The sequence below is a fragment of the Paenibacillus lupini genome (assembly GCF_011761355.1).
Lineage (GTDB): Bacteria > Bacillota > Bacilli > Paenibacillales > Paenibacillaceae > Pristimantibacillus > Pristimantibacillus lupini.
Genome location: NZ_JAASRW010000001.1, coordinates 255,456 through 279,601, shown reverse-complemented (window position 1 = coordinate 279,601; position 24,146 = coordinate 255,456). Strand labels below are relative to the sequence as shown.

Annotated in this window: 27 protein-coding genes; all 27 read right to left on the bottom strand. The window is 47.2% G+C overall.

The genetic code is table 11. The features are described 5' to 3' along the window. Nucleotides 1–91: 91 nt before the first annotated feature. Nucleotides 92–898, bottom strand: coding sequence for a tryptophan synthase subunit alpha (gene trpA / locus FHS17_RS01470; RefSeq protein WP_167273113.1), 807 nt, complete (start codon nucleotides 896–898; stop codon nucleotides 92–94). Beyond that, nucleotides 895–2,091: a tryptophan synthase subunit beta gene (gene trpB, locus FHS17_RS01465; RefSeq protein WP_167273110.1), complete on the bottom strand. Its 1,197-nt coding sequence runs from the start codon at nucleotides 2,089–2,091 to the stop codon at nucleotides 895–897. The genes trpA and trpB overlap by 4 nt, the downstream gene beginning before the upstream one ends. Further along, complete coding sequence (locus FHS17_RS01460; protein ID WP_167273105.1) at nucleotides 2,072–2,749, bottom strand: phosphoribosylanthranilate isomerase; 678 nt, start codon at nucleotides 2,747–2,749, stop codon at nucleotides 2,072–2,074. The genes trpB and FHS17_RS01460 overlap by 20 nt, the downstream gene beginning before the upstream one ends. Next, a complete protein-coding gene (gene trpC, locus FHS17_RS01455) occupies nucleotides 2,746–3,549 on the bottom strand; it encodes an indole-3-glycerol phosphate synthase TrpC (RefSeq protein ID WP_167273100.1) in 804 nt (267 codons plus the stop codon). Before trpC ends, FHS17_RS01460 begins: the two co-directional genes overlap by 4 nt. Next, nucleotides 3,539–4,591, bottom strand: coding sequence for an anthranilate phosphoribosyltransferase (trpD, locus tag FHS17_RS01450; RefSeq protein ID WP_208420191.1), 1,053 nt, complete (start codon nucleotides 4,589–4,591; stop codon nucleotides 3,539–3,541). The genes trpC and trpD overlap by 11 nt, the downstream gene beginning before the upstream one ends. 1 nt (nucleotide 4,592) lies before the next feature. After that, nucleotides 4,593–6,155 carry an anthranilate synthase component I gene (gene trpE / locus FHS17_RS01445; RefSeq protein WP_167273097.1) on the bottom strand — a complete coding sequence of 521 codons (1,563 nt, stop codon included), beginning with the start codon at nucleotides 6,153–6,155 and terminating at the stop codon, nucleotides 4,593–4,595. Nucleotides 6,156–6,512: 357 nt separating this feature from the next. Beyond that, nucleotides 6,513–6,884, bottom strand: a complete 372-nt coding sequence (aroH, locus tag FHS17_RS01440; protein WP_167276287.1) for a chorismate mutase — start codon at nucleotides 6,882–6,884, stop codon at nucleotides 6,513–6,515. Nucleotides 6,885–6,888: 4 nt separating this feature from the next. After that, entirely contained in the window at nucleotides 6,889–7,983 is a 1,095-nt protein-coding gene (gene aroB / locus FHS17_RS01435) for a 3-dehydroquinate synthase (protein WP_167273092.1), read from the bottom strand. Between the two features lie 167 nt (nucleotides 7,984–8,150). Next, nucleotides 8,151–8,312 (bottom strand): hypothetical protein, encoded by a 162-nt coding sequence (locus FHS17_RS01430; RefSeq protein WP_167273089.1) that lies wholly within the window; start codon nucleotides 8,310–8,312, stop codon nucleotides 8,151–8,153. A 73-nt stretch (nucleotides 8,313–8,385) separates the two neighbouring features. Then, nucleotides 8,386–9,171, bottom strand: coding sequence for a CheR family methyltransferase (locus FHS17_RS01425; RefSeq protein WP_167273085.1), 786 nt, complete (start codon nucleotides 9,169–9,171; stop codon nucleotides 8,386–8,388). Between the two features lie 31 nt (nucleotides 9,172–9,202). After that, nucleotides 9,203–9,646, bottom strand: coding sequence for a nucleoside-diphosphate kinase (gene ndk, locus FHS17_RS01420; RefSeq protein ID WP_167273080.1), 444 nt, complete (start codon nucleotides 9,644–9,646; stop codon nucleotides 9,203–9,205). A 155-nt stretch (nucleotides 9,647–9,801) separates the two neighbouring features. Continuing rightward, a complete protein-coding gene (locus tag FHS17_RS01415; protein WP_167273077.1) occupies nucleotides 9,802–10,776 on the bottom strand; it encodes a polyprenyl synthetase family protein in 975 nt (324 codons plus the stop codon). Nucleotides 10,777–10,780: 4 nt separating this feature from the next. Next, nucleotides 10,781–11,641: a menaquinone biosynthesis protein gene (locus tag FHS17_RS01410; protein ID WP_167273072.1), complete on the bottom strand. Its 861-nt coding sequence runs from the start codon at nucleotides 11,639–11,641 to the stop codon at nucleotides 10,781–10,783. Continuing rightward, entirely contained in the window at nucleotides 11,622–12,266 is a 645-nt protein-coding gene (locus FHS17_RS01405; RefSeq protein ID WP_167273068.1) for a UbiX family flavin prenyltransferase, read from the bottom strand. Before FHS17_RS01405 ends, FHS17_RS01410 begins: the two co-directional genes overlap by 20 nt. Continuing rightward, on the bottom strand, nucleotides 12,260–13,135 hold the full coding sequence (locus tag FHS17_RS01400; RefSeq protein ID WP_167273065.1) for a UbiA-like polyprenyltransferase: 876 nt from the start codon (nucleotides 13,133–13,135) through the stop codon (nucleotides 12,260–12,262). The genes FHS17_RS01405 and FHS17_RS01400 overlap by 7 nt, the downstream gene beginning before the upstream one ends. Further along, nucleotides 13,132–13,872: a demethylmenaquinone methyltransferase gene (locus FHS17_RS01395; protein WP_167273060.1), complete on the bottom strand. Its 741-nt coding sequence runs from the start codon at nucleotides 13,870–13,872 to the stop codon at nucleotides 13,132–13,134. Before FHS17_RS01395 ends, FHS17_RS01400 begins: the two co-directional genes overlap by 4 nt. Nucleotides 13,873–13,892: 20 nt before the next feature. Continuing rightward, a complete protein-coding gene (locus tag FHS17_RS01390; RefSeq protein ID WP_167273057.1) occupies nucleotides 13,893–14,744 on the bottom strand; it encodes a heptaprenyl diphosphate synthase component 1 in 852 nt (283 codons plus the stop codon). A 128-nt stretch (nucleotides 14,745–14,872) separates the two neighbouring features. Then, complete coding sequence (locus tag FHS17_RS01385) at nucleotides 14,873–15,430, bottom strand: hypothetical protein (RefSeq protein ID WP_167273054.1); 558 nt, start codon at nucleotides 15,428–15,430, stop codon at nucleotides 14,873–14,875. A 133-nt stretch (nucleotides 15,431–15,563) separates the two neighbouring features. Then, nucleotides 15,564–15,785 (bottom strand): trp RNA-binding attenuation protein MtrB, encoded by a 222-nt coding sequence (gene mtrB, locus FHS17_RS01380; protein ID WP_167273051.1) that lies wholly within the window; start codon nucleotides 15,783–15,785, stop codon nucleotides 15,564–15,566. Between the two features lie 418 nt (nucleotides 15,786–16,203). Then, on the bottom strand, nucleotides 16,204–16,479 hold the full coding sequence (locus FHS17_RS01375; protein WP_127494178.1) for an HU family DNA-binding protein: 276 nt from the start codon (nucleotides 16,477–16,479) through the stop codon (nucleotides 16,204–16,206). Nucleotides 16,480–16,642: 163 nt separating this feature from the next. Then, nucleotides 16,643–17,632, bottom strand: a complete 990-nt coding sequence (locus FHS17_RS01370; protein WP_167273048.1) for an ABC transporter permease — start codon at nucleotides 17,630–17,632, stop codon at nucleotides 16,643–16,645. Further along, nucleotides 17,629–19,146: a sugar ABC transporter ATP-binding protein gene (locus tag FHS17_RS01365; RefSeq protein WP_415639829.1), complete on the bottom strand. Its 1,518-nt coding sequence runs from the start codon at nucleotides 19,144–19,146 to the stop codon at nucleotides 17,629–17,631. The genes FHS17_RS01370 and FHS17_RS01365 overlap by 4 nt, the downstream gene beginning before the upstream one ends. Before the next feature lie 65 nt (nucleotides 19,147–19,211). After that, complete coding sequence (locus FHS17_RS01360) at nucleotides 19,212–20,333, bottom strand: sugar ABC transporter substrate-binding protein (protein ID WP_167273045.1); 1,122 nt, start codon at nucleotides 20,331–20,333, stop codon at nucleotides 19,212–19,214. A gap of 279 nt (nucleotides 20,334–20,612) precedes the next feature. After that, the gene (gene spoIVA / locus FHS17_RS01355) at nucleotides 20,613–22,091 is read right to left on the bottom strand and encodes a stage IV sporulation protein A (protein WP_167273042.1); all 1,479 of its coding nucleotides are present in this window, start codon (nucleotides 22,089–22,091) and stop codon (nucleotides 20,613–20,615) included. A gap of 288 nt (nucleotides 22,092–22,379) precedes the next feature. After that, nucleotides 22,380–23,126: a DUF3939 domain-containing protein gene (locus FHS17_RS01350; protein ID WP_167273040.1), complete on the bottom strand. Its 747-nt coding sequence runs from the start codon at nucleotides 23,124–23,126 to the stop codon at nucleotides 22,380–22,382. Nucleotides 23,127–23,147: 21 nt separating this feature from the next. After that, the gene (locus tag FHS17_RS01345; protein WP_167273037.1) at nucleotides 23,148–23,495 is read right to left on the bottom strand and encodes a 2Fe-2S iron-sulfur cluster-binding protein; all 348 of its coding nucleotides are present in this window, start codon (nucleotides 23,493–23,495) and stop codon (nucleotides 23,148–23,150) included. Continuing rightward, complete coding sequence (locus FHS17_RS01340) at nucleotides 23,492–24,103, bottom strand: nucleotidyltransferase family protein (protein WP_167273036.1); 612 nt, start codon at nucleotides 24,101–24,103, stop codon at nucleotides 23,492–23,494. The genes FHS17_RS01345 and FHS17_RS01340 overlap by 4 nt, the downstream gene beginning before the upstream one ends. Nucleotides 24,104–24,146 lie beyond the last annotated feature (43 nt).

Genomic DNA, 24,146 nt, shown 5'->3' with positions numbered 1-24,146 from the left:
GAATATGACAAAGGTACTGTCTTTTGAGCACTTCATTAGTGCAAATAGGAGCATAGAAAAAGGACAGAGCGATTTGCTCTGTCCTAACTCATTAGCCCTTTAATCCAGCAACAAACTCGCGGATTTGTGTAAGCCCTGCTTCCCTTTGCTTCTCATCGGTCAGAAGTGGCAGTGATTCTTCGATCTTACGAACGATGGCGCTGCCAACAACAACGCCGTCACAGATGCTCTCAAAGCGCTGAACCTGCTCACGGCTCGAAATCCCGAAGCCTACAGCAATCGGAAGATCGGTTGCTTCACGTACGGTAGCAAGGAAATCATCAATACCGCTGTGGAATTCCGCGCGGACGCCGGTAACGCCAAGTGACGATACACAATAGACGAAGCCACGTGCCTTACGTGAGATCCGAACTACACGATCCTTAGAAGTTGGCGCTACAAGCGGGATCAAATGAACCCCTTTTAATTCTGCCAATTGACGAACCTCTTCGTCTTCTTCAATCGGAAGATCAGGAATGATCAAGCCGCTGATTCCTTTTTCAACAACCAGGTTCATAAACGGTTCCAGGCCAAACTGCAGCACGGGATTGAAGTAAGTAAACAAAATAAATGGCATTTGAACGCCGGCTTCTCTGGCTTGTGCCGCTGTTTCAATACAGTCCAGAATCGAGATCCGGTTCTGCAGCGCACGCTCAGATGCCCGTTGGATAACCGGACCGTCTGCCAGTGGGTCTGAATAAGGAACACCTAGCTCCACCATGTTGGCGCCAGCTTGCTCGAGCTCTTTAATAATGGCAATAGATGTCGGGATATCAGGATCCCCGATCGTTAAGAAAGGAATGAGTGCCGTCTTTCCTTCTTGCTTCAATTTTGCAAAAGCAGCATCGATTAAATTCATGCCTCTGCACCTCCCAGATATCCCATGATCGCTTCCACATCTTTATCACCACGGCCGGACAAGCTTACAACAACGATCTTGTCTGGATCGAGTGTTGGAGCAAGCTTAATCGTTTGGGCGATCGCATGAGCAGATTCCAAAGCCGGGATAATGCCTTCAGTGCGGGACAGCAGCTGCAGCGCATCAAGCGCTTCTGCGTCCGTAATCGGGAAGTACTCTGCACGGCCAGAATCCTTCAAGTAAGCATGCTCTGGACCAATACCAGGATAATCCAGACCCGCTGAGATCGAATGTGCCGGCTGTACCTGACCAAACTTATCTTGCAGCAAGTAACTGAATGATCCTTGGAACACGCCGTGGCTGCCCATCGTCATCGTTGCTGCATGTTCTTCTGTATCAATACCGCGTCCTGCCGCTTCAACCCCAACAAGACGAACGGATTCATCTCCAATAAACGGATAGAAAATACCAATGGCATTGCTGCCGCCGCCTACAGCCGCAACAATGTAATCTGGAAGACGTTCTTCTACTTCCACGATTTGTTTCCGGGATTCATCCCCAATAATCCGCTGGAAGTCGCGAACCATCATTGGATATGGATGCGGACCTGTGGCAGAACCAAGAATGTAGAACGTATCCTCTACATGGCTGACCCAGTAGCGGAGCGTCTCATTACAAGCGTCTTTAAGTGTACGAGTGCCGGATAGTACAGGTACAACCTCTGCCCCTAGCAACTGCATACGGAATACGTTCAGCTGCTGGCGCTTCATGTCTTCCTCGCCCATAAACACTTTGCATTCGAGACCAAGCAAAGCTGCAACGGTAGCTGATGCTACACCATGCTGACCTGCGCCAGTCTCAGCAATAACCTTTGTTTTACCCATACGCTTCGCAAGAACAGCCTGCCCAATTGTATTATTGATCTTATGAGCGCCTGTATGGTTCAAGTCTTCGCGCTTGAGGTAAATCTTAGCGCCGCCAAGATGCTGGCTTAACCGTTCCGCATAATAAAGCGGAGTTGGACGACCTGAATATTTGTGAAGCAAATCATGTACTTCTTGCTGGAAAGCAGGATCCTGCGAATAATGTTTATAAGCTTCTTCTAGCTCCAGCAGTGCATTCATCAGCGTCTCTGGTACATACCGTCCGCCGAATTTGCCAAAGCGCCCGTTATCATCTGGTACTTGGTTCATGTTCAATCACCTTTCCAACGAATAATCTAATTTTCTCGATGTCTTTGTGTCCGTTTGTCTCGACTCCACTCGATACATCAATCCCATCAACCTGATTACCTGTGAGAAGCTCGCCTACATTGCCTGGATTCAAGCCTCCAGCTACATAAAGAGGCACTTGAATCGCTGCAGCAGCCTTCTGATATTCCGAGATAACCTGCCAATCAAATGTTTGGCCAGTACCGCCGCCAGCCGTATCAATCAATAAAGCGTCAATCGCCCCGTCAAAAGGGGATACTCGCTCAGCCGCACTTTGTCCGTCTTTTCCAATGGACATAACCTTCCATACCTTGACGGGAAAACTACTCTTCACTAATCGGCTGAACTCCGCTGTTTCTTGACCATGCAGCTGCACCACATCAAGCGGAGCTTTGGACAAAATATGTTCCAGCTCGTTAAGATCGGGGTTAACGAATACACCAACTGTTTGTGGTGCCTCACCATTGGCAGCTTTCAGCTGCTTCGCCGAACGAATGAGACCGGCAGCGGTCTCCGGATCGACTTGACGTTTGCTAGGGGCAAATACAAATCCTATCTCATGGAAAGGAAGACCCTCCATCGCTTCAATCGTTGTGGAATCCTTTAAACCACAAATCTTGATTCTTGGCGTTGTTGTCATCCTTGCGTCACCTTCACTGGTCCCATAAGATCAATCACCGCTTGTCCAGCATCCGGTTGGCGCATGAAATGCTCGCCAATTAATACACCATTTGCTCCTACCGTTTGCAGATAATCCATGTCCTGGCGTCCAGCGATCCCGCTTTCACTAATAACGGTAACTCCTGCTGGCATCAGATCCATTAACGACTCTGTCGTATGCAGATCAGTGACAAATGATTTCAAGTCCCGATTGTTTACGCCAATAAGCGTCGCTTTATTGAGTTCTAGAACACGTTCCAACTCTTCCCGGTCATGGACCTCAACCAGAACGTCCATGCCAAGAGATTTGGCCGTATCATATAACTCCGATAATTCAGATGAAGTAAGAATTGCTGCTATTAATAGTACAGCATCTGCACCAATTAGACGAGCCTCATACACTTGACGGTAGTCAATGATGAAGTCTTTGCGGAGAAGCGGAATATTCACTGTCTCTTTAATCAAGCTTAAGTATTCGTTAGAGCCTTGGAAATAATCACGGTCAGTTAATACGGAAATACAATCCGCACCCGCTGCCTCATAAGCAGCAGCAAGCTGTGCTGGATGAAAATCTGGTCGAATGAGGCCCTTGGAAGGCGATGCCTTCTTTACTTCTGCAATCAAACCAATGTCCCGCTTGCGGCCTGCTGTTAGAGCACGCTCGAAGCCGCGGCATTCCGGCAGCAAAGCAATTTGTCGTTCATAATCTGAAAGCTGAAACTGGGAAGCGAGATGAGCAACCTCTTCCCGCTTCGTAACTACGATTTTATCAAGAAACATGAGCCAACTCTCCTGTCGTTTGAATAAGCTTAAGCAATTGTTGTTCTGCTTTGCCGGAATCAATCATCTCGGCCGCAATAGCAACTCCTTCTTGCAAAGAATCTGCATGGCCGCCTACATAAATGCAAGCACCTGCGTTAGCGAGGACGATATCACGATAAGCACCACGCTGCTGACCGTTGAAGATCCCTCGAATAATCGATGCATTGGTAGCAGCATCCCCGCCTATTACTTCGGAGATCGGGTAACGGGTCAGGCCAAGATCTTCCGGTGTAAGCTCGTATGTCACTACTTCACCATTCCGAAGTTCCGAAATTCGTGTAGGTGCCGAAATACTAATCTCATCGAGTCCGTCGATACTGCTGACGACCATCGCACGTTTTACCCCAAGTTCATTTAGTACAGCCGCAATCGTAGCTGTCTTCGTGCGGTCATACAGACCGATCAGTTGACGGTCAGCTCCAGCGGGATTCGCTAACGGACCCAGCATATTGAAGATCGTCCGAACACCAAGTTCACGGCGAGGTGCAGCCGCATGTTTCAGCGAAGGATGATACAACATAGCGAACATAAAACAAATACCGATCTGATGAAGACATTCGGCAGCTTGCTCAGGCGTCAATGTGATTTGCACGCCTAAAGCTTCAAGAACATCTGCACTTCCTGCTTTACCGGACATTGCACGGTTGCCATGTTTGGCGACACGAATGCCAGCTGCAGATGCAATAATAGCGGATGCGGTAGAGATATTGAATTTATGAATGCCAGAACCGCCGGTACCACATGTATCCAGTAACCCTTCCTGCTTGGTTTGGACATGGCTTGAATGCTCACGCATAGCTTCAGCAAAGCCAGTAATCTCGTCTTTCGTCTCGCCCTTCATACGAAGGGCTGTAGCTACCCCTGCAATTTGTGAAGACGTTGCATTACCGCTCATAATAAAATCCATAACCGACCGAGCTTCTTCACGCGTCAGATCAGTGCTGCTCACAAGCTTATTAAGTGCCTCTTGCATTGTCATTGATTCTGTCATCAAACTCATTTTACAACACCTCTCCGCTTGTCACATAGTAATCTGTGTTAACCGCCTGCTCGGCCTTATTGTTCCGTTTTCCAAAAATCGCTTCAGCTGCCCGAATTGCCTTCAAGCTTGCTTTAGCCTTATTGACTGTTTCCATATATTCACTCTCAGGCACAGAGTCCCAAACAATACCCGCCCCGCTCTGTACATAAGCTTTTCCGTTCTTGAACACAATCGTACGGATTGTAATACAGGTATCCAGTGATCCGCCAAAGCCTAAATAACCAATCGCACCTGCGTATGCACCTCGCGCTTCATTCTCAAGCTCAGCAATAATCTCCATTGCCCGAAGCTTCGGTGCTCCCGATACAGTCCCTGCTGGCAAACAAGACAGGAAGGCATCAAAGAAATCTCTATCCTCACGAAGTTTGCCCGATACATTAGATACGATGTGCATGACATGCGAATAACGTTCAATCTCCATAAAGGAGTCGCAGCGTACCGAACCAAATTCAGATACACGGCCAATATCATTACGTCCGAGGTCGACCAGCATCAGATGCTCCGCACGTTCCTTCTCATCTGCGAGCAGTTCCACCTCAAGTGCCTTATCCTCTTCCGGTGTCTTGCCGCGTGGCCTTGTTCCGGCAATCGGCCGAGTCTCTACCTTACGGTTGCCATCGACCTTCACAAGCGCCTCTGGCGAAGTGCCAACGATAACTTCATCGCCCATTTTCAAATAGTACATATAAGGGGATGGGTTCATCGTACGCAATACACGGTAGACATGCAGCGGATCAATATCCGTCTCGATACTGAAGCGTTGGGATAATACAACTTGGAAAATATCTCCTGAGCGAATATATTCTTTGGCCTGCTCAATATTCGAGATGAACTGCTCCTTGGTCAGGTTCGATTGTACATCCCCAAGCTCTGGGTCATTCGGAATCGTCCCACCGGTCATAACCGGAACCTTGAGCGGCTGCTGCAAGCGTTCAATCGTTGCTTCGATCTTCTTTACGGCACGATTATAAGCTTTCTCGATAGCCGCATCTGTTGCAGCATGCGGGATATGAACGTTGCCGATGATTTGAAGCTGCTGCTTGAAATGGTCGAATACGATGACTTGATCACAGAACATAAATTGCAGATCATTCATTTGCAGATCATCAATCCGATGCTTTGGCAGGTTCTCATAGTATTGAAGCAGATCATAACCAAAGTAACCAATTGCTCCACCTGTAAATGGAGGAAGTTCTGGCAGCGACGGGCTGCGATAGCCGCGAAGCTGAGCTTTCAAGAGCTCAATTGGCTTCTCGTCGAATACTTGTCTATCTCCGTTATGCTCGAGTACCATCTTGCCGTTCTTACCGTACAGCATCATGAAAGGATCCGTTCCGATAAATGAATATCTAGCCCATTTCACACCACCTTCAACACTCTCCAGCAGAAAGGCATGCTGCTCTTTCGCAAAATGCTGGAACAAGCGAATTGGTGTTTCGGTATCGGCAAGCATATAGCGAACAATTGGGATAATATTGTACTGGTCGGCCAGCTTCGTTACTTGCTGCAATTCATTTGTCATGGGGGTTCCTCCTCATAGCTTCGTACCGGAAGTGGCAACGAGCATTCTTTCGTTTGAATGGGGAAGGGCATTAAAAAAGCCCCTGCGGGCGCAGGGGCGTTGAATGTAAGATGATGACAATTGAGATTGCACGCAAATAAAGAATAGACCTAAGGCGCATAACAGCAACATGCCATTCCTTGCGCTATTAGATAACAAACCTTCTACTCTCTTCTTCACTGCACTCTTCTCTACTCTTCTCATCTCTACTCAACTATAAAGCCTGCTACCTCAACTAAAACCTGTCTCTTGTCTTGCGTCTCTTCTGTGCTATTTATTATTAGTTCTCAATATACTACCGATTGGGCTGTACGTCAATTATGATTTTTTGGATAAATCAGGACGAAGCACACGTGCGCCAGCTAAGTACACATGATTAATTTCTGCTTGAGACTTATCCGTATTATAATGAATCATGAATCGGATACAACGCTCCAGACTGCCTTTAACCGGCACTTCCAACGCACACATTAATGGGACAAGATCCCATCCAGCCATCTGGCGGATTGCGATTGCAGGGAATGTATCGTCCAAATCCTGCGTAACCGTAATAAATACGCTGCCGATATCGCTTGGGTCAATTGCATTTTGCTTCACGATTTCGTTCAAAAGCTCAAGGGTTGCCTGCAACATCTGTTCTTTCTCATTCGCTTCTACGGTAATGGCTCCGCGGATTCCTCTAACACTCATCATCTTACGCCTCCAGTTTCAATTGCTCAACAATGTCCCGTACCCAAGCGGACTGAACATCCTTCTTAATGTCCACTTTACCGATCTCTGTTGGTACAACAAATACCATCGTACTTTCGCTGAATTTCTTATCGTGCATCATTGCATCCATAATGGCATCCACATCGAAATGCTCCGGCAGTTTAACCGGCAGGCCAACTTTGGATAATACACGTTTGGTTGTAGTATAGACTTCCTCAGGTGCTCCATACCGCAATCCAAGCTTGGCAGATCCAATCATACCAATCGAGATCGCTTCACCGTGCAGCAGCTCCCCATAGCCGGCAACTGCCTCAAGCGCATGGCCAATCGTATGACCAAGGTTTAGAATAGCACGCAGGTCATTCTCCCGTTCATCCTTAGATACGACAGCAGCTTTAACACTGCATCCTTTATATAGGGCATATCCGAGAGCATCTGGCTCAAGAGCCAGCAGCCGGTCCGCATTCTCTTCGCACCATGCCGTAAATTCTGCATCCCAGATCAGTCCATGCTTCACGACTTCGGATAACCCAGCGCTAACTTCTCTTGGAGGAAGCGACTGCAGCGTATTCAAATCATAAAGAACCATCTCTGGCTGATGGAAAGCACCAATAATGTTCTTCGCGAGCGGGTGGTTAACCGCAACCTTGCCGCCTACACTGGAGTCATGTGCCAAAATAGTCGTTGGAATTTGAATGAATTTGACTCCGCGCATATAAGATGCCGCTACAAACCCAGCCAAATCCCCTACAACACCGCCGCCAAGAGCGACAATGGCAGATTTCCGGTCAAGTCCAGCTTCCAGCGCTTTCGTTACGAGGCTTTCCAGCATGGTCAAAGACTTAGAGCTCTCACCTGCAGGAACTACTGCACTCGACACTGTAAATCCAGCTTCACGCAGATTGTTCTCGAGCGGCTCCAAATAATGCGGGGCTACACGTTCATCCGTAATAATAAGAAGTGGTGATTTCATGCTGATTTGGTGCTTTTTGAAATAAGCAGGAGCCTCCTGCAAGAGACCTTCGCCGATATAAATGGGATAAGAGCGTTCGCCAAGCTCAACTTTCAGTTCGCGCATGATTCGTACCATCCTAACTGTTTATATTCCGAGCGTTTTGTTATGTAAACATCTTTGCTCATTATAGTACAGGCTGTATGCTTTGACAAGAAATGAGGACTGCCTGTAATGGCATAAAAAAAGGCGGACGTTACAGTCATCACTGACTTTAACATCCGCCTTATCTCCTAGCTGTTCACAAATCGTTTGCTCGTATCCAGCTCCGTCTTAAATACCATCTGATTCATCAAATTCGGTAATTGACGACTATCGAGACCGAGAATTTGAGCACATTCTTGAATGGAAATGATCCCGCTTCGATAAGCCTGAATCACTTTTCGCTTGTCCATCTTCACCCTCCAATTAAGTTTCGGTTACCACTAGTATTGGAGTCGATGGAAAACGGTATACATGAATTAGAAATTACCCTTCGATTCGTCTGTAGAAGAAGGTATCCGCCGATTCAAATCCATATTGAGAAGGTGAGAAAATTTGTTCTGTACTGCCGACGAAGAGCAATCCGCCCGGACGAAGGGCTGCTGCGAATTTTTGATATAATAAGTGCTTGGCTTCTTCTGTGAAATAAATCATAACATTACGGCAAACGATGAGATCAAAGGAATGGTCGAAAGCATCATGCAGCAGGTTCTGCTGTTTGAATTGAATAGCGTTCTTGAGCTTATCCGACACCGCATACATACCTTCATCAGGCTGAAAATATTTCTGTCGATATGCCGGCGGGACATCACGAAGGGAGCGTTCCAAATATTGCCCTTCCTTCGCTTTCTCCAGAACAACCGTATCCAAATCAGTCGCTGTTACCGATGCCTTGCCAAGTGCACCAAGCTCGGAGAGGATCATCGCGATTGTGTAAGGCTCTTCTCCCGTCGAGCAAGCTGCACTCCATACTTTAAGCCGTTCACTGCGCTGCAGCATTTCCGGCAGGAAGCGGCTTTGCAGTACTTCCCACCGGTTAGGGTTACGCCAGAACTCTGAGACATTAATCGTCATCCGGTCCAGAAATTCATTCATCAGACTCCGATTCTGCTCAATCGCCCGCCAATACAGTTCGAACGTATTGTAACCATGCTTTTGCCGCAAAGTCGTAAGCCGCCGCTTCATCTGTGCTTCTTTATATTGCGATAAATCAATGTTCGTCTTATCCTTCATTCTTTGTATAAAAAGATTGAAATCCAGATCCTCCGACATAGCCGCCTCCAGTATTACAGCTCGAGAAAAATCAGATCCAGCGCTGTATCGTATGTTCGTAATCTACAAGCTGCTCAGGAGAGAAGAAATTCGCAATTTCCCGTGCTGCGCTTTCTGGTGAATCCGATCCATGAATCAAGTTCAAGTTCGTATGTACGGCAAAATCTGAACGAATGGTGCCTGGGGAAGCATCAACCGCATCCGTCTTGCCAATCATCGCACGGGTAAGCGCAATGACATTGTCACCTTGCCACACCATTGCAAAGGAAGGGCCTGCAGTAATAAACGTAAGCAAAGGCTCGTAGAAGGGTTTGCCTTTATGTTCAGCATAATGGCTTTCTGCAAGTTCCTTGCTTACAACCATAAACTTAGCAGCAACAAGCTTCAGACCTTTCCGCTCAAACCTCGACATAATTTCACCGATAAGGCCACGCTGTACACCATCTGGTTTAATCATCAAAAATGTTCTTTCCATTAGGTTCCCTCCTAAAAAGAATTGCGAAGCGATTCTTACTTCGTAAGCATTAGCTTAAAGAATTACGAAGCAATTCTTGCTTCGTAAGCATTAGCTTAAAGAATTGCGAAGTAATTCTTGCTTCGTAAGCATTAGCTTAAAGAATTGCGAATCCTTTAATAATTACGCTTTCCGACGAAATGCGCAATGTCAATCAAGTTCTTCTTCGCCCCGATACTAGGCAATCCCTCCAGAGCATGCAAAGCTTTCTTAATATAATCATCGGCAAGTTGTTCCGCCAGTTGAATGCCTTTACTGCTTTTAATAAGCGAAATGGCCGGCTTAGTATCAACATTGCCGTTATGTTCCCGAATAATACGGATCTGCTCTAGCAGCGGTTCGCGTACCTTCTCATCCTGAAGCGCCAGGATAACCGGCAGCGTAATGTTGCCTTGATGAATATCCGATCCCGGGGGTTTGCCAATCTGCTTCTCAGTGCCAAACAAATCAAGCAGATCATCACGAATTTGGAACGTCATCCCAACGTTATAGCCATACCGGTATAAACGGTTCACCGTGTCCCGGTCTGCACCTGCGGCCGCTGCACCAAGCTGACAACTGATTGCAATAAGAAGCGCTGTCTTACGCCGAATGCGCAGCAAGTAATCCCGAATGGATTGCTCCGTGTTGAAGAAATACCGGATTTGCTCCATTTCGCCAATACTCATTTGGACCAATGATTTCGACAGCATCTGGTGAATAAACGGATCTTCCAGTTCTGTCGCAATCGTAAGCGCCCTGCCAAAAATAAAATCGCCCGTGTACATGGCAATTCGGTTATCCCATTTGGATTTGACGGTAAGTTGTCCGCGCCGTGTCGTTGCATCATCGATGACATCATCATGTACCAAAGAAGACATATGAATGAGTTCCAGAGGTACGGCAACCTTCGTCAATTTATCCAGATCGTAATGGCCGAACTTGCCCGCAAGCAGCACGAAGACGGGACGCAGCCGCTTCCCCCCTGCCTTTAGCAGGTGAAGAGACGTCTCGCTAAGCAGTTCATCACCAAACGTTATACTACGTTCCAGCTCCTGCTCGATTCGGTTCATATCACCTTTTAACTTTGCGAAAATATCTAATAGTTTCATTCTTTCACCTGTTCGGCAGAGATTCTTCTTTATAAAAATGCAGGCTTACCTCATGGTCCAGCAAACCAAGTTCCTTCGCATAACGGAAATATAAGGTCAAACCCTCTTGCTGCTTTTGCCCAAAATCATAATTCAGGCTTGTGAAGTACATTTGCCAATAAGCAGGATCGCCGCCAAGCTGTTCGCAAGCCTTCTCGATAAGCGGCTTAAGATTGTCTACACTTTGTTCTTTGCTAGCTGTAAACGCTCTGTACAGACGCTGGAAAGCTTCAGGGTAAGACTCCACCGCTTCTTTTCGAGCAGCTACAACTGCGTACGTCATAGCAAGTCCCGTCCAGAGATTCCACACTTCACCCAGATCAATAACTGTCAGACCTTTGCTTTCCCATGACTCGCGAATCGCCGGATCCCCTATGAGGAGGGCAGCATCTGCCGATTCAAGCATATGCTCGAGATTAGGTTCAGCGGGTTCGTATATAGGATCAAGCTCATAATACTTTTTCATCAATATTTTAAGTAAATTAACCGAGGTTGCGGAAGCAGTTGTTACTGCGATGTGCTTCGGCGGAGATTGCTCGATCGGTTCCTTCAGGAATAGAAGGATTGAATTTACTTTGCCCTCAGAGCCCACCGATAAATGCGGCAGTAGAATATAATCTTGATCATTCATCCCGTAAGCATAGGAAGACACAGCCGAAACTTGTATCTCCCCTTCTCGCAGCAGCCGGTTAAGCTCCGCAGGTACCTTCAGCACAACATCAATGCCGGCTTGTTCGGTGTAATCTTCTAGATAGTGAAATAACGGCCATGCATTTGCATAGTCAATGCGTCCGACACGGAGCGGCTCATTCGGTCTGCCCATCATGATGTTCATCTCCCCATCTTCTAAATAATTGATGCTCGATAACCATGTTATCAAGCACTTTGCCGACAAGGAAATTAATCATTTCGTCCATTGATTGCGGTTTATAATAAAAGGCCGGCATAGCCGGAATGATTCTTACCCCAAGGCGTGCCAGCGTCAGCATGTTCTCCAAATGAATCGCATGGAGCGGTGTTTCGCGCGGTACAATGATCAGCTTGCGTCCTTCCTTCAGCATGACATCCGCTGCGCGGGTCAGCAGATCATCCGAGATCCCTCTAGCCATAGAGGCCAAGGAACCCATCGAGCAAGGTACGATAGCCATTCCTTCCACCAGGAAGGATCCGCTTGCAATGCTGGCGCCAATATCTGCGTTCGGATGAAACACCAGTCTGCCAGAAGTTAGCGCTTCTCCAAAATGTTTCTCCAGAGCTGCCTGCCGACGTGACGTATCCCATCCAAGCTCTTCCTTAAGCACACGCCAGCCCGCTTCTGTCACAACGACATGAACAAGGTAGTCTGACTGAAGCAGTTCTTCGATAAGCCGTATGCCGTAGATGGATCCACTGGCACCTGTGATACCAACTACCCAACGTTTGGGTCTAGCTTCTTTCGTCCGTTCTACCATTGATGCACCGCCAGCAAATCAACCATAGCGAATACAAACAGGACTACACTAAGCGTACCATTCATCCCGAAAAATGCAATTTGTACACGGGACAGGTCATTTGGACGTACCAGCCAGTGCTGATAGAACAGCATAACAATCGATGCAACTGTACCGATCAAGTAGACCCAGCTCAGCTCTGTCATCCAGAACAAAGCAAAGAACCCGATTGCTGTTACAACGTGGAAGCATCTAGCGATCCATAGAGCACCAGAAAGGCCAAACCGGGCAGGAATAGAATGCAGACCGTTATCGCGGTCATATTCGTAATCCTGTGTCGCATAGACGATATCGAAGCCGGCGATCCAGAGCGCTACCGTAAAGTAAAGCACCCACGCCGAAGCATTCAATGAACCCGTAACCGCGACCCAGCCGCCAAGCGGAGACAATGCGATGGTAAGGCCAAGGAAAACATGGCAGAGCCAAGTAATTCTTTTCATATACGAGTACAGCACAAGCATCACAACCGCAATTGGCATCAGCTTCATCGCGATTGGGTCCAGATTCGCCGCTGCCACAAACAACAGGACAAACGAGACGATAATAAATAATAAGACCTCGAACGATTTGAGGAGGCCAGCTGGCAGTGCCCTCTGTGCCGTTCTTGGATTAGCTTTATCAATAGCTTTATCAATAACCCGGTTAAGACTCATTGCCGCGCTGCGAGCACCCACCATTGCAAGTGCAATCCAGCCGATCTCTCCCCAGGTTGGCAGCCGTTTCTCAACTGCTAATGTGCCAAGCACTGCACCCATAAAGGCAAATGGAAGTGCAAAGACGGAATGCTCAAATTTTATCATTTCCAAAATAATACGAAGTTTGCGAATCATTGCTGTGATTTCTCCTTTGTACCGATGTGAAGTGCCGCTATTCCACCGGTCAGTGGATAAGCTTGTACTCCATTTAATCCAGCTTGACGGAATAATTCGGACAATTGCTTGGCATCCGGGAACAGCTTCAAGGAATCCGGAAGCCACTTATATTCGTCGAATCTCTTCGCCACCCATTTGCCCATCATTGGAAGCATACGTTCGAAGTATAAGTAATACAGCCCTTTGAACGGCTGCCACATCGGCTTCGACAGCTCTAGGCACACAACCATGCCCCCAGGCTTAACGACTCGTTCCATCTCCTTCAGAACCTGCAAGTAGTCCGGAACGTTCCGAAGACCAAAGCCTATCGTGACATAGTCAAAGGAATTATCGGCAAAAGGCAGCTCCATCGCATTCCCTTGCACAAGTGTAATCTGCTCCTTAAGGCCTTCATTCTGCAGCTTAACCGCTCCCACATCGAGCATATTCTGACTGAAGTCAAGTCCGGTTATATGGCCGGTGCCGCTTGCTTTCGCAATGGCAATCGTCCAGTCACACGTACCACAGCACAGATCAAGCGCTGTTTGATCCGGCTGTACGTTCATTTTCCGCATCGTAAACTTTCTCCAGGCTTTATGCCGGCGGAAGCTGAGCAGATCGTTCATCATATCGTATTTCGGTGCAATGTTCTCAAAGAGCGCATGCACATGTTCTTTCGAGCTAGAACTGGAGCTGGAATTAGCTTTTGCGTTCATCTGTTGTTCCCCTCATTTCGTTAAGCACTGGTATGGGCTGCCATCTTCTCCAAGAATGAATCCGCCAAATCCTGAACCACTTTCTTCAACTGGTCGGATTCGAGCTTAGCTGCTGTACTGCGCAGATTATCTGCCGCGTGTTTCAGCTTGGAGACCAGTCTGCTCTGCAATTCATACTTCCCAAGCAGATCATAAATCAGGGAAGGTTCCGGCTTGTCAGCCAATCGCTGCTGCTCGTCGGGTGTGCCTTCCTGCATGACATGCCAATAAGCCCAGCTTTGATAAAACCGGGATGATGAATCAAAACGCTCCATTTCGTCCAGTACTGCCTCGCAGCGACTTACATCCTGCAGCATCTCCGGCCATAACTTCACGAATGCCCCTTCCATCATCTCAGCAAACAACTGGAACATTTCGCTCTTAAGCCGTGTTAATTTGTTCAGATAATCTTCTGCCTTCAGCTTCGATTGCTGCATCTTTATATAAAGATCCATTTTCAATCGGTTAACCTCGCATACGGCCGTACTAATCTTGGATATCATGCTAATCTGTCCAGCTTGCGACAGAAGCGAATAAAATCGGCTGCTGAAATAATCGCCTGCCAGCACCTTAAGTTGTCTTGCTCTCATTTCTTTCTCTGAGCGCCGGTTCTCCTCCGTATCGATCAGGTCATGCGTATCCATGCCCAGCTGTACGAGCGATACGACAAGCGAATAAAGCTCGCTCTTCGGGGCCAAGGCTCCGTGCTCATTCAGTACAGCGTGCAATAACCGCAGCCTTGGATCGGGAAAAGCAGGCAGCTCGGTGTAAGTTTGAATCATGTCATACTCGACATACTTGGATGCGAGCTCGTTGATACGATATGGTTTCATGGGGTAAGCCTCCGAACAGACAAGCGGAATCGCCGCTAAATAATCTAAACTATTATAGCACAACTTTATGTAATGAGCATACGATACTAGCTGTAACTGAGAATTGTTCATGAATTTGATACAATCCTCTATGAAGATCGGAGCGGCGCAGTAGAATAGGTGTCAATGGGACCAAGCTGCTTCTCAAGCTCAGAGGTATAAGTAATGCGCAGCCGCTTTCTCCAGAGCTCATCATGAAGCGGATCCGCATCGGCAAGTTCACTTAAATTTTCTTCCAGCCAGCTGTCCGAACGGCGAACATCCGCTGCAAACAATAATCGACTGCTTTCCTTCTTATCCACGTATCGAATGAGCAGCCGGTTAATATTTTCCATCTGGGTGAACGACAATCGAATCAGCTTCTCCATATCCTTGTACCAGCGTTCCATCTGTTGATCCTCATCCGCACGCATTTCCACGGTCAGCACGGCTTGGCTCCACTCCACTTTATCTACACTTCCCGTCAATTGCAGCCCAATTAACGCATCAACAAGGTTACTGCTCGTCAGTCTTTTCATTTCGGAGGGATGGAATACAGCAATCTCTCCCCTATCCTTGCCCGGGCCAACACCTGAGTGAGGCAGCAAGCCAATAACCGCTGTTACGGCTAGCGCAGCTCCAAGCGCTGTGAGATAAGCTTTTCGCATAACGGAATCCCTCCGATCAATTTACGTTGCCAATGATCCTTATATCCCATTTTACAACCAAAGTAGCCAAGCTATGCACAAAAAAAACTCCCTGCACACGATATCGTGAGAGGGAGCTTGTCCGTTCCTATTATTATTGATCTGTATCCACAATACCGTGCTTGGTCATAACTGAAGCTTTGCCGCGGATTTTGACCGCTGATGTATGGTCCGTAAATTGTACGATCAATATTTCATTTTTGTCCAGCTTCTCCGTATGATGGAACTTGGTATCCTGACCACGCGTGAGTCCAATCACTTGAACGCCTTGATCCTTCGCTTTAATAACGATGTAATCGCCTTGAGTCGGCTCCATCTTAACCCTCCTAAAATGAATCATCGCCTAATATAGCCATGTTAAGGCACATTGTGAGGACTTCATTGCTTCGAAAGCATGTGCTTTATAGAATTGTCACACAAATGGCTTCTTCAGCCAGTTGTGATAATTCTTACTTCGTAAGCATCCCGCTTTAAATGAATCATCGCCTAATATAGCCATGTTAAGGCACATTGTGAAAACTTCATTGCTTCGAAAGCGTGTGCTTTAAAGAATTGTCACACAAATGGCTTCTTCAGCCAGTTGTGATAATTCTTGCTTCGTAAGCCTTTGGCTGCTCTAGCATCCTATTGCTGCGCTCGATTATACTATAGACCAGCTCCGTCATGCAAGACTTGGTAGTCTATACAAACGAAAGCGTCCGAACGCTGGGCGTTCGGACGCTGTGCAAAAGCAATTAATTGGAGACGAGGTCTTTGAGAGATTTACCAGGCTTGAATGCAGGCATTTTGCTTGCAGCGATATCAATCTCTTCGCCAGTTTGCGGGTTACGGCCCTTACGAGCTTGACGTTCGCGAACTTCAAAGTTACCAAAGCCTACAAGTTGTACTTTATCTCCGCTTTGAAGTGCATCGGAAATCGCTTCGAATACTGCATCAACAGCTTTCGTTGCGTCCTTCTTCGACAGATCGGATAATTCAGCCACTTTGTTAATCAAATCGGTTTTGTTCATTTGTTTCACCTCCCTAAAGACAAATGAAGAGTCATCTTATCCCTCTTATTAACGGAATACTTGAAAAATATACCTCAACCTCAAACAAACTTATAGTAATACAGGCGATTTCCAATTTCAAGTAGCCAAGAGAGGTTCTCTACACTTTCATCTATTTTTCATCTTATCCGCTGCGTCTTCTGGACAAATGAATAAAGGTAACAGCCAGCGCGAGGACAAGCACAGTTCCTTTTACAATGTCATTCGCATAGTATTGCACCTTCATCATCGTCATGCCATTCAAGAGCACACCAATCAAGATCGCGCCAAAGAATGTACCGATTACATTAGGTCTGCCGGCTCCAAGTACGGAGTACCCGATAAATACAGCAGCGACTGATTCCATCATCATCGGAGCACCTGCATCAATTTGTCCAGTACCCACCCGAGCAGCATATAAAATACCGCCGATCGCTGCGAAAATACCGGATGCGATATAAGCAGCCATACGAATACGGCGTACGCGTACACCTGACAGGCGGGCAGCTTCTTCATTGCCGCCAGTTGTGTACATTTGACGACCCCATCTTGTGTATTTGAAGAACAAATGCACGAGAATGACTGCAACGACCATCAACACAACCGGTACAGGTACTCCTAGCAATTTGCCTTGACCTAGCCACAGGAAGGAGTCACTAAACTTGCCAGGTGCTGTAGAGCCGTCCGGCATAGGCATGTTGTTATAGATCGAATAACCCTTTGTGTATGTCTTATGAATACCACCAATGATGTACATAACCGCCAGCGTTGCCAGCATATCCGGTATACGGATTTTGACGATAAGCAGCGCATTAAGCAAGCCCACTATGGCACCAATCAACAGGGCAACAATGATAACAACAACGAGTGGCTGCTCATACCAAACCATTAAAGCCGCTGTCGCAACTGTAGTTAACGATACAGTAGAACCTACCGATAAGTCAAAGCCATCAACCGTCAGGGAGAACGTAACGCCAATTGCGACAAACGTTGTGATGGAAATCGACCGTAATATATCTGACAAATTCGCGTAAGTAAAGAAATGCTCATCCCACATCGAGAAGAATAGAATAACTAAGGCAATAACAAGTAATGATCCAAATTTAAAAATGAAATCTAGTGACTTCTCTCTCATGCCTGCTCCTCCTTGCCGCCGCTCGCATACAGCATCAACAGCTCCTGCGTGGCTTCACCGCGCTTAAATTCCTTTACCAATGCGCCGTCGCACATGACAAGAATTCTGTCGGCAATGCCCATAGCCTCTGCAAATTCACATGTTAAGTACACAATTGCTTTTCCTTGCTCGGCAAGTGATCCGATAATACGGAAAATATCACTTTTTGCGCCGATATCTACGCCTTTTGTCGGCTCGTCGAACAAATACACCTCTGCACCTGTTGGCAGCCATTTGCCTATCGATACCTTCTGCTGATTGCCGCCGCTCAAATGGCCGGTTTTCTGCTGAGGTGAAGATGTCTTTATACCAAGCTTGCCGATAATCGCTTCTGCATTGTTAGACTCCTTCTTCCCGGACAAAAAGCCGCTCTTCGTCAACAGCTTCAGAATCGGAAGGCTTAGATTGTTTTGAACAGATTCGCCTACAAGAATACCCTGTTTGCGCCGCTCTTCCGGCACAAGAACAACACCTCCAGCGATAGCATCAGCTGGTTCACTGTTGTTTATGACTCTCTTGCTGATCGATACGGTCCCTCGATCTGCAGGATCAGCACCAAACAGTACTCTAGACAGCTCAGTCTTACCTGCACCCACAAGACCTACGATTGAAACGATTTCACCACTTCTTGCGTTAAAGCTGACATTCCTTACATGGTGGCCGCGTGAGATGCCGGATACTTCAAGCAGCGGCTCGCCGATTGCGACCTCCGCCTTCGGGAACTCCTCCTCGAATACTCGGCCAAGCATCGCTTGTACGACTTCATCAATTGTGACAGCTGAAGTAGGCTTCGTCAGGACCTGCTGCCCATCACGCATAACCGTAATGCGGTCACAGAGCTGGAACACCTCTGGCAGACGGTGGGAGATGAACACAATGCCTATTCCCTGCTCTTTGAGCTGCCCAATAACACGGAATAACCGCTCCGCTTCCTCGAGGCTTAGCGGTGCGGTCGGCTCGTCAAAAATAACGTATTTAGCTTGCTCGGTAAGTAGTCTGGCGATCAAAACAAGCTGCTTCTCAGCGAGCGTCAGTTCTCCTGCCTTCTTCTTGACCGGAATCGTTGCACCAAGCCGTGCTAAGGTCGCCTCAGCCTGCTTCTCCAGCTTGCGCCAGTTCAGCCATAAGCTGCTGCCTTTACTGGAAATTCGGTCGAGCATAACGTTCTCTGCTACGCTTAGCTGCGGAACAAGAGCGGTATCCACTTCCTGATAGACACAATGGATGCCCAACTGTTTGGCATCCCCGGGTGAATCAATATGAACCTGTCGCCCGTCGATTGTTACGGTACCTTCGTCCTGGCTATATGCACCTGATAATATTTTCATCAAAGTGCTCTTACCGGCGCCATTAGCACCGAGCAGTGCATGAACTTCGCCGCTTTGCAGATTAAAATCGACGTCGCGGAGGGCGGGGACGCCGGAAAAAGCTTTCCGGATCCCCATCATTTGCAATTGTTTTGCAACACTCATCATGTGCACCTCTCCAGCGTTTCGTTAAAAAGAATTGTGAAACAATTCTTGCTTCGTAAGCATAAGCCTTATTTCGAACCTTCCAGTTCTTTCATCCAGTCTTCATAGTTCTGCGTGCTGCTACCCCAACCATCGATGTATTGGGACAATTGAGTCGTGCTTACTTTCTCAGAAGGCAGTTGATCACGGTGAACATAAACAGCATTCAGTACAACAAGCGGATCATTTTGCTCGCCTTTGAATTCTTTATAAAGCGTACGAACTTGAACGCGGCCGATATCTTTTGGATCTACAGCAGCCGATGCAACCCATGGGCTAGCCGGATCTTGGATCATTTGCAAGTCTTCATCACTCATGTCGATACCATATACTTTAATTTCAGTACGGCCTGCTTGTTGAATCGCACGAGCAGCACCTTTAGCAAACTCATCCCATGCAGCCCAAACCGCTGTAATATCACCTTTGTTCGGGTATTGCTTCAGAATTGCTTCCATTTGTGCTTGTGTATCCATTGCAGGGTTGTTCGCGTTACCGAAAGCTGCGATTTGTTTAATGTCTGGATATTTTTCTTGGAAAGCTTTATATGCCACTTGGCGGCGTTCCATTGGTGCAAAACCTGCTACCCATACTTTAACAATGTTGCCTTTACCGCCAGCGTCTTTCGCAAGCTGCTCTAGCGTCAGATCAGCCATCGCTTGATCATCCTGTTGCAGAACTGGTACGCCGTCAATTTTCACATCAGCGTCGAATACAACAACTTTGATGCCTTTTTCTTTTGCTTTATTGATACCTTGCTCCAATGCGCCAGCTTGGCCATGGTCGATCAGAATACCATCGAAGCCTTGGTTAATTGCTGCATCCAGGTTAGAGGACATTTTAGCTAGATCATTATCTGAAGCAAATACTTGAGCTGTGCCGCCGAACTTCTCGACTTGTTCTTTCACGCCTTCTACATATTGTGAAGAGAATGTGCCCGTATTGAATTGCATAACAAGTGCGACTTTCTTGCCTTTCAGTGCATCCAGCTCGCTGTTGCCTGTGGATGTGTTCTCTGCCGCGTTCGCTGGTGCGTTCGTTGCAGCGTTGTTAGCGGAATCATTGTTGTTCGTTTTGCTGTTGCCGCATGCCGATGCAATAACAAGAACAATGGCAACAAGCAGTGTCAAAGAAAGTTTACCCCATTTTTTCATGATCTTCTCTCCCTTTTTCTCTAACCATAAATGATAGATGAATTATCTATTTGCTATCATATCATTTTCACCAAGTATGTCAATCGGAATTTAAGTATTATTTTCATTAAAATAGGAAAAAAGAAACATTTCAAGCTTGCTTTTGTCGAAAAAGATCGAACTGTGCAACAATTGCCATTATAGTAACGGTCAGGCATAATTGCAATGAATAAATTGTTACAAACAAAAAGAACGGCTGATCCGGCATGTAAGCCGGTTCAACCGTTCTTCCTTCTAGCTTTATAAAATGATAGCAATGAGACCGCCAGAGCCCTCGTTAATAATTCTTCCGAGTGTCTCCTGCAGCTTGTAGCGGGCGTTATCCGGCATCATGGCGATTTTGCCTTGAATACCTTCACGCACTAAGGAATGAAGTGATCTGCCGAATATGTCTGACTCCCAGATCTTGATCGGATCTGCTTCGAAATCCTGCATTAAGTAACGAACCAGCTCTTCGGTCTGCTTCTCCGATCCGATAATCGGTGCGAATTCTGATTCCACATCGACACGGATCATATGAATCGAAGGCGCTGTCGCTTTCAGCCTTACGCCAAAGCGTGAGCCTTGACGGATAAGCTCTGGCTCATCCAGTGCCATCTCAGCAAGCGTAGGAGCAGCGATACCGTAACCGGTAGCTTTGACCATCTCCAGCGCCTCTGCGAACCGATCGTACTCCCGCTTCGCATGAGAGAATTCCTGCATCAGCTGGAGGAGATGATCCTTGCCGCGGATTTCAACCCCAACAACCTCCATCAAGATGCGGTCATAGAGCTCATCTGGTGCGTACAGATCGATCTCAGCAACACCTTGCCCCATATTCATGCCACTAAGTCCGGCTCTTGCGATAAAGTCATATTCCGAGAATTGAGAGACAACACGATCAACATCTCTTAATCTGCGGATATCTTTGACTGTATCACGAACGGAGTTTTCGTAATTGCTGCGCAGCCAGTGATTCTCATTAAGAACCATAACCCAGCTTGGCAGATTTACATTGACTTCATGAACAGGGAACTCGTAGAGCACTTCACGCAGGACAGAGATGACTTCTTCTTCACCCATTGTCGCAACGCTCATTGTAATAACCGGAATATCGTATTTGGCCTGCAGTTCACCACGAAGCTGAATCGCTTCTTCACCGCGAGGACGCGTCGAGTTAATAATGAGGACGAATGGCTTGCCGACTTCCTTCAGCTCACTGATTACACGCTCTTCTGCTTCCACGTAAGAACTGCGAGGAATTTCCGCAATAGAGCCGTCAGTTGTTACGACTACACCTAAGGTAGAATGCTCTTGAATAACCTTCCTGGTCCCAATCTCCGCCGCCTCTTGGAACGGGATTGGTTCATCGAACCAAGGCGTTGTAATCATACGAGGACCATTCTCGTCCTCATAGCCCTTCGCCCCTTCAACGGCGTAGCCAACACAATCAACCAGCCTGATGTTCACATCAAGACCTTCGCTGACCCGCAGCTGTACCGCTTGATTAGGTACGAATTTCGGTTCAGTTGTCATGATAGTTTTTCCCGCGGCGCTTTGAGGAAGTTCATCAACGGCTCTAACACGCTCGGCTTCGCTTGCAATATTCGGCAGCACGACCGTCTCCATAAACCGTTTAATAAACGTTGATTTGCCCGTACGGACAGCCCCTACTACCCCGAGGTAAATATCCCCGCCAGTACGTTCGGCTATATCCTTGAAAATGTCCACTTTCTCCACTGAATATCCCCTCCCAATTGATTTTCCGGTTCGCCGCCTTCCACCGGACAAGAGGGCAGGCCAGCGACGCAACTCGTACAGCTTTGTTGGACTAGTAATATCATATTGTCCTAGCTCACCGATTATGCCGATTCCCTCACGAAATCTTTTTTTTATTAAATCGGGTCACGTTCTTGCCCTTCCAAGATTGAGTTATATGAGCCAGAGAGAGTTTCTATACCAAAAAATCCTCATTACAGATCCGCTGCGGACTGTAATGAGGATTTATCAAAAGCTATAGATTATCGGTTATTTCGCCTGTGTCGTTACTGCTTGCGGTTCCTTATTTACCCAATGATAAACGGGAGCTTTGACCGGTACGAACATATCAGCATCAGCCAAAATGGAGCGAAGATCAGTATCCGCAGTAAGACCATCTTCACCATTCTTCTGAATCGTCTGCATAATATCAATTCCGTAGTCCATATACACATGTCCTTGCTCGTCCATGATTGCTGCAAGCGTCTGATAGGAATAGTCGCTGCGCAGATCAGGAGCTTTCTTGTTCATCGCTTTGTAATCTATGTAGAAATAACCCGGGTAGGCTTGCTCACCTTTCGGCCACTCACCATTATGATTATTGGCGTATTCAGTAACCCAGCTTTGAATGTCATTGATTTGCTGATAAGTCTTCAGATTCATCAGCTTGACTTGCGGCTTGGTCTCTTCATTGATAATTAAGAAATAATAATTACCGCCATTCTCGAAAGCTGCAGTCGGAATACTGCTCAAATAGCCTTTGTTCTTCAGTTGGGCAAAATCAACGAGAAACTTTTCATATATTGGCGTATCTGCATCGCTGTTCTTCATTGGAAGCATACCTGTTTCCGATTGATATTGATCAATGGCTGCCTGGACATTACGAACCGCTTCCTTTGGCGCGGCCTGATTCTGCTTCAACTCATTCTTCGGATACATACATCCGCTTAATGAAAGAACAGTAACCGTAAGAATGACAAGCATAATACCAGACTTCAATTTCTTCTTATTCCACATGACTTGCTGCTCCTCCTCGTTCTACCACAAATCATCGCTTTCCTCCGCTTGCTTGGCCAGCAGCTTCTGGACAGCTGCCCGAAGTGGATCAAGCGGCACATCCACCTCTACAAGCCCTCTCGCTTTCGCTTGGCAGGCCAGCCGGCAGCCTTGTTCATCTAAACCAGCCAGCTTGCGCCTTTCGTCATCAGCAATTGGCATCAGATCACTGCCTGGACGAACTTGTACTTTACACATAAAGCAAGCCGCATTACCACCACATCGCGTTTGAATAAGGACACCAGCTTTTCTTGCCGCTGTGAGTAATGATGTTCCGGGCTTCACCTCAATGGCCTTACCAGACGGCCAGAATGTCACTTTGGTGCTCATCTAGCAACACCTGCCTGACGATCAGCAAGCCGCTGCGTTAATTGCTTTTTCGCTTCCACCGTTAGTACATTTCGCTTTTCCAACTGCAGCCTTAATCTCTCATGACGGGATGGATCCATAATATAATGTTCTATAATTAGTTGAATGCGGTCTTCTCGATTGCGCAGCACGTTGAACCAAAGCTCATGTGCGAGCGGAATAACCGGGACAGCTATATCCCGTCCTTCATGCTGAATAATAACCAGCTCTGAGGATGGTCCCAGCAGCGACCGAACTTCCGTCACATAACGGCAGCCCTTCGCACGCACAACGAAGCCTCCAACCAGCTCTACGGACACTCCTTCTATGACAAAGTGACTCAGCATCGAACGATAACTTCCGCATTCGCTCAGCTGCTTCGTATCCGCGGCATAGGGCTCCAGCCTCTCGTAAATCCGATCATAATCTTCGTCATCCGTATATAAATCAATATCATTAGGTGCAGCCAGTAATGGAAGACCACGAAGCATTAAACCCGTACTGCCTCCTACTACCCATGCTGCACTTGTGCCATTAAGCGCCTGGACGATGGCAGCTAAAGCGCTCTCGATCTGTGTTCTCTTCCCCATTCACTGCACATCCTTCCAAGCTTAGTCCCTTTAACACGTCAGA

Bases quoted from the DNA above. Each gene is read 5' to 3' on its own strand.
- trpA (WP_167273113.1), bottom strand. From the start codon at position 898: ATGAATTTAATCGATGCTGCTTTTGCAAAATTGAAGCAAGAAGGAAAG.
- trpB (WP_167273110.1), bottom strand. From the start codon at position 2,091: ATGAACCAAGTACCAGATGATAACGGGCGCTTTGGCAAATTCGGCGGA.
- FHS17_RS01460 (WP_167273105.1), bottom strand. From the start codon at position 2,749: ATGACAACAACGCCAAGAATCAAGATTTGTGGTTTAAAGGATTCCACA.
- trpC (WP_167273100.1), bottom strand. From the start codon at position 3,549: ATGTTTCTTGATAAAATCGTAGTTACGAAGCGGGAAGAGGTTGCTCAT.
- trpD (WP_208420191.1), bottom strand. From the start codon at position 4,591: ATGAGTTTGATGACAGAATCAATGACAATGCAAGAGGCACTTAATAAG.
- trpE (WP_167273097.1), bottom strand. From the start codon at position 6,155: ATGACAAATGAATTGCAGCAAGTAACGAAGCTGGCCGACCAGTACAAT.
- aroH (WP_167276287.1), bottom strand. From the start codon at position 6,884: ATGAGTGTTAGAGGAATCCGCGGAGCCATTACCGTAGAAGCGAATGAG.
- aroB (WP_167273092.1), bottom strand. From the start codon at position 7,983: ATGCGCGAACTGAAAGTTGAGCTTGGCGAACGCTCTTATCCCATTTAT.
- FHS17_RS01430 (WP_167273089.1), bottom strand. From the start codon at position 8,312: ATGGACAAGCGAAAAGTGATTCAGGCTTATCGAAGCGGGATCATTTCC.
- FHS17_RS01425 (WP_167273085.1), bottom strand. From the start codon at position 9,171: ATGTCGGAGGATCTGGATTTCAATCTTTTTATACAAAGAATGAAGGAT.
- ndk (WP_167273080.1), bottom strand. From the start codon at position 9,646: ATGGAAAGAACATTTTTGATGATTAAACCAGATGGTGTACAGCGTGGC.
- FHS17_RS01415 (WP_167273077.1), bottom strand. From the start codon at position 10,776: ATGAAACTATTAGATATTTTCGCAAAGTTAAAAGGTGATATGAACCGA.
- FHS17_RS01410 (WP_167273072.1), bottom strand. From the start codon at position 11,641: ATGATGGGCAGACCGAATGAGCCGCTCCGTGTCGGACGCATTGACTAT.
- FHS17_RS01405 (WP_167273068.1), bottom strand. From the start codon at position 12,266: ATGGTAGAACGGACGAAAGAAGCTAGACCCAAACGTTGGGTAGTTGGT.
- FHS17_RS01400 (WP_167273065.1), bottom strand. From the start codon at position 13,135: ATGATTCGCAAACTTCGTATTATTTTGGAAATGATAAAATTTGAGCAT.
- FHS17_RS01395 (WP_167273060.1), bottom strand. From the start codon at position 13,872: ATGAACGCAAAAGCTAATTCCAGCTCCAGTTCTAGCTCGAAAGAACAT.
- FHS17_RS01390 (WP_167273057.1), bottom strand. From the start codon at position 14,744: ATGAAACCATATCGTATCAACGAGCTCGCATCCAAGTATGTCGAGTAT.
- FHS17_RS01385 (WP_167273054.1), bottom strand. From the start codon at position 15,430: ATGCGAAAAGCTTATCTCACAGCGCTTGGAGCTGCGCTAGCCGTAACA.
- mtrB (WP_167273051.1), bottom strand. From the start codon at position 15,785: ATGGAGCCGACTCAAGGCGATTACATCGTTATTAAAGCGAAGGATCAA.
- FHS17_RS01375 (WP_127494178.1), bottom strand. From the start codon at position 16,479: ATGAACAAAACCGATTTGATTAACAAAGTGGCTGAATTATCCGATCTG.
- FHS17_RS01370 (WP_167273048.1), bottom strand. From the start codon at position 17,632: ATGAGAGAGAAGTCACTAGATTTCATTTTTAAATTTGGATCATTACTT.
- FHS17_RS01365 (WP_415639829.1), bottom strand. From the start codon at position 19,146: ATGATGAGTGTTGCAAAACAATTGCAAATGATGGGGATCCGGAAAGCT.
- FHS17_RS01360 (WP_167273045.1), bottom strand. From the start codon at position 20,333: ATGAAAAAATGGGGTAAACTTTCTTTGACACTGCTTGTTGCCATTGTT.
- FHS17_RS01350 (WP_167273040.1), bottom strand. From the start codon at position 23,126: ATGTGGAATAAGAAGAAATTGAAGTCTGGTATTATGCTTGTCATTCTT.
- FHS17_RS01345 (WP_167273037.1), bottom strand. From the start codon at position 23,495: ATGAGCACCAAAGTGACATTCTGGCCGTCTGGTAAGGCCATTGAGGTG.
- FHS17_RS01340 (WP_167273036.1), bottom strand. From the start codon at position 24,103: ATGGGGAAGAGAACACAGATCGAGAGCGCTTTAGCTGCCATCGTCCAG.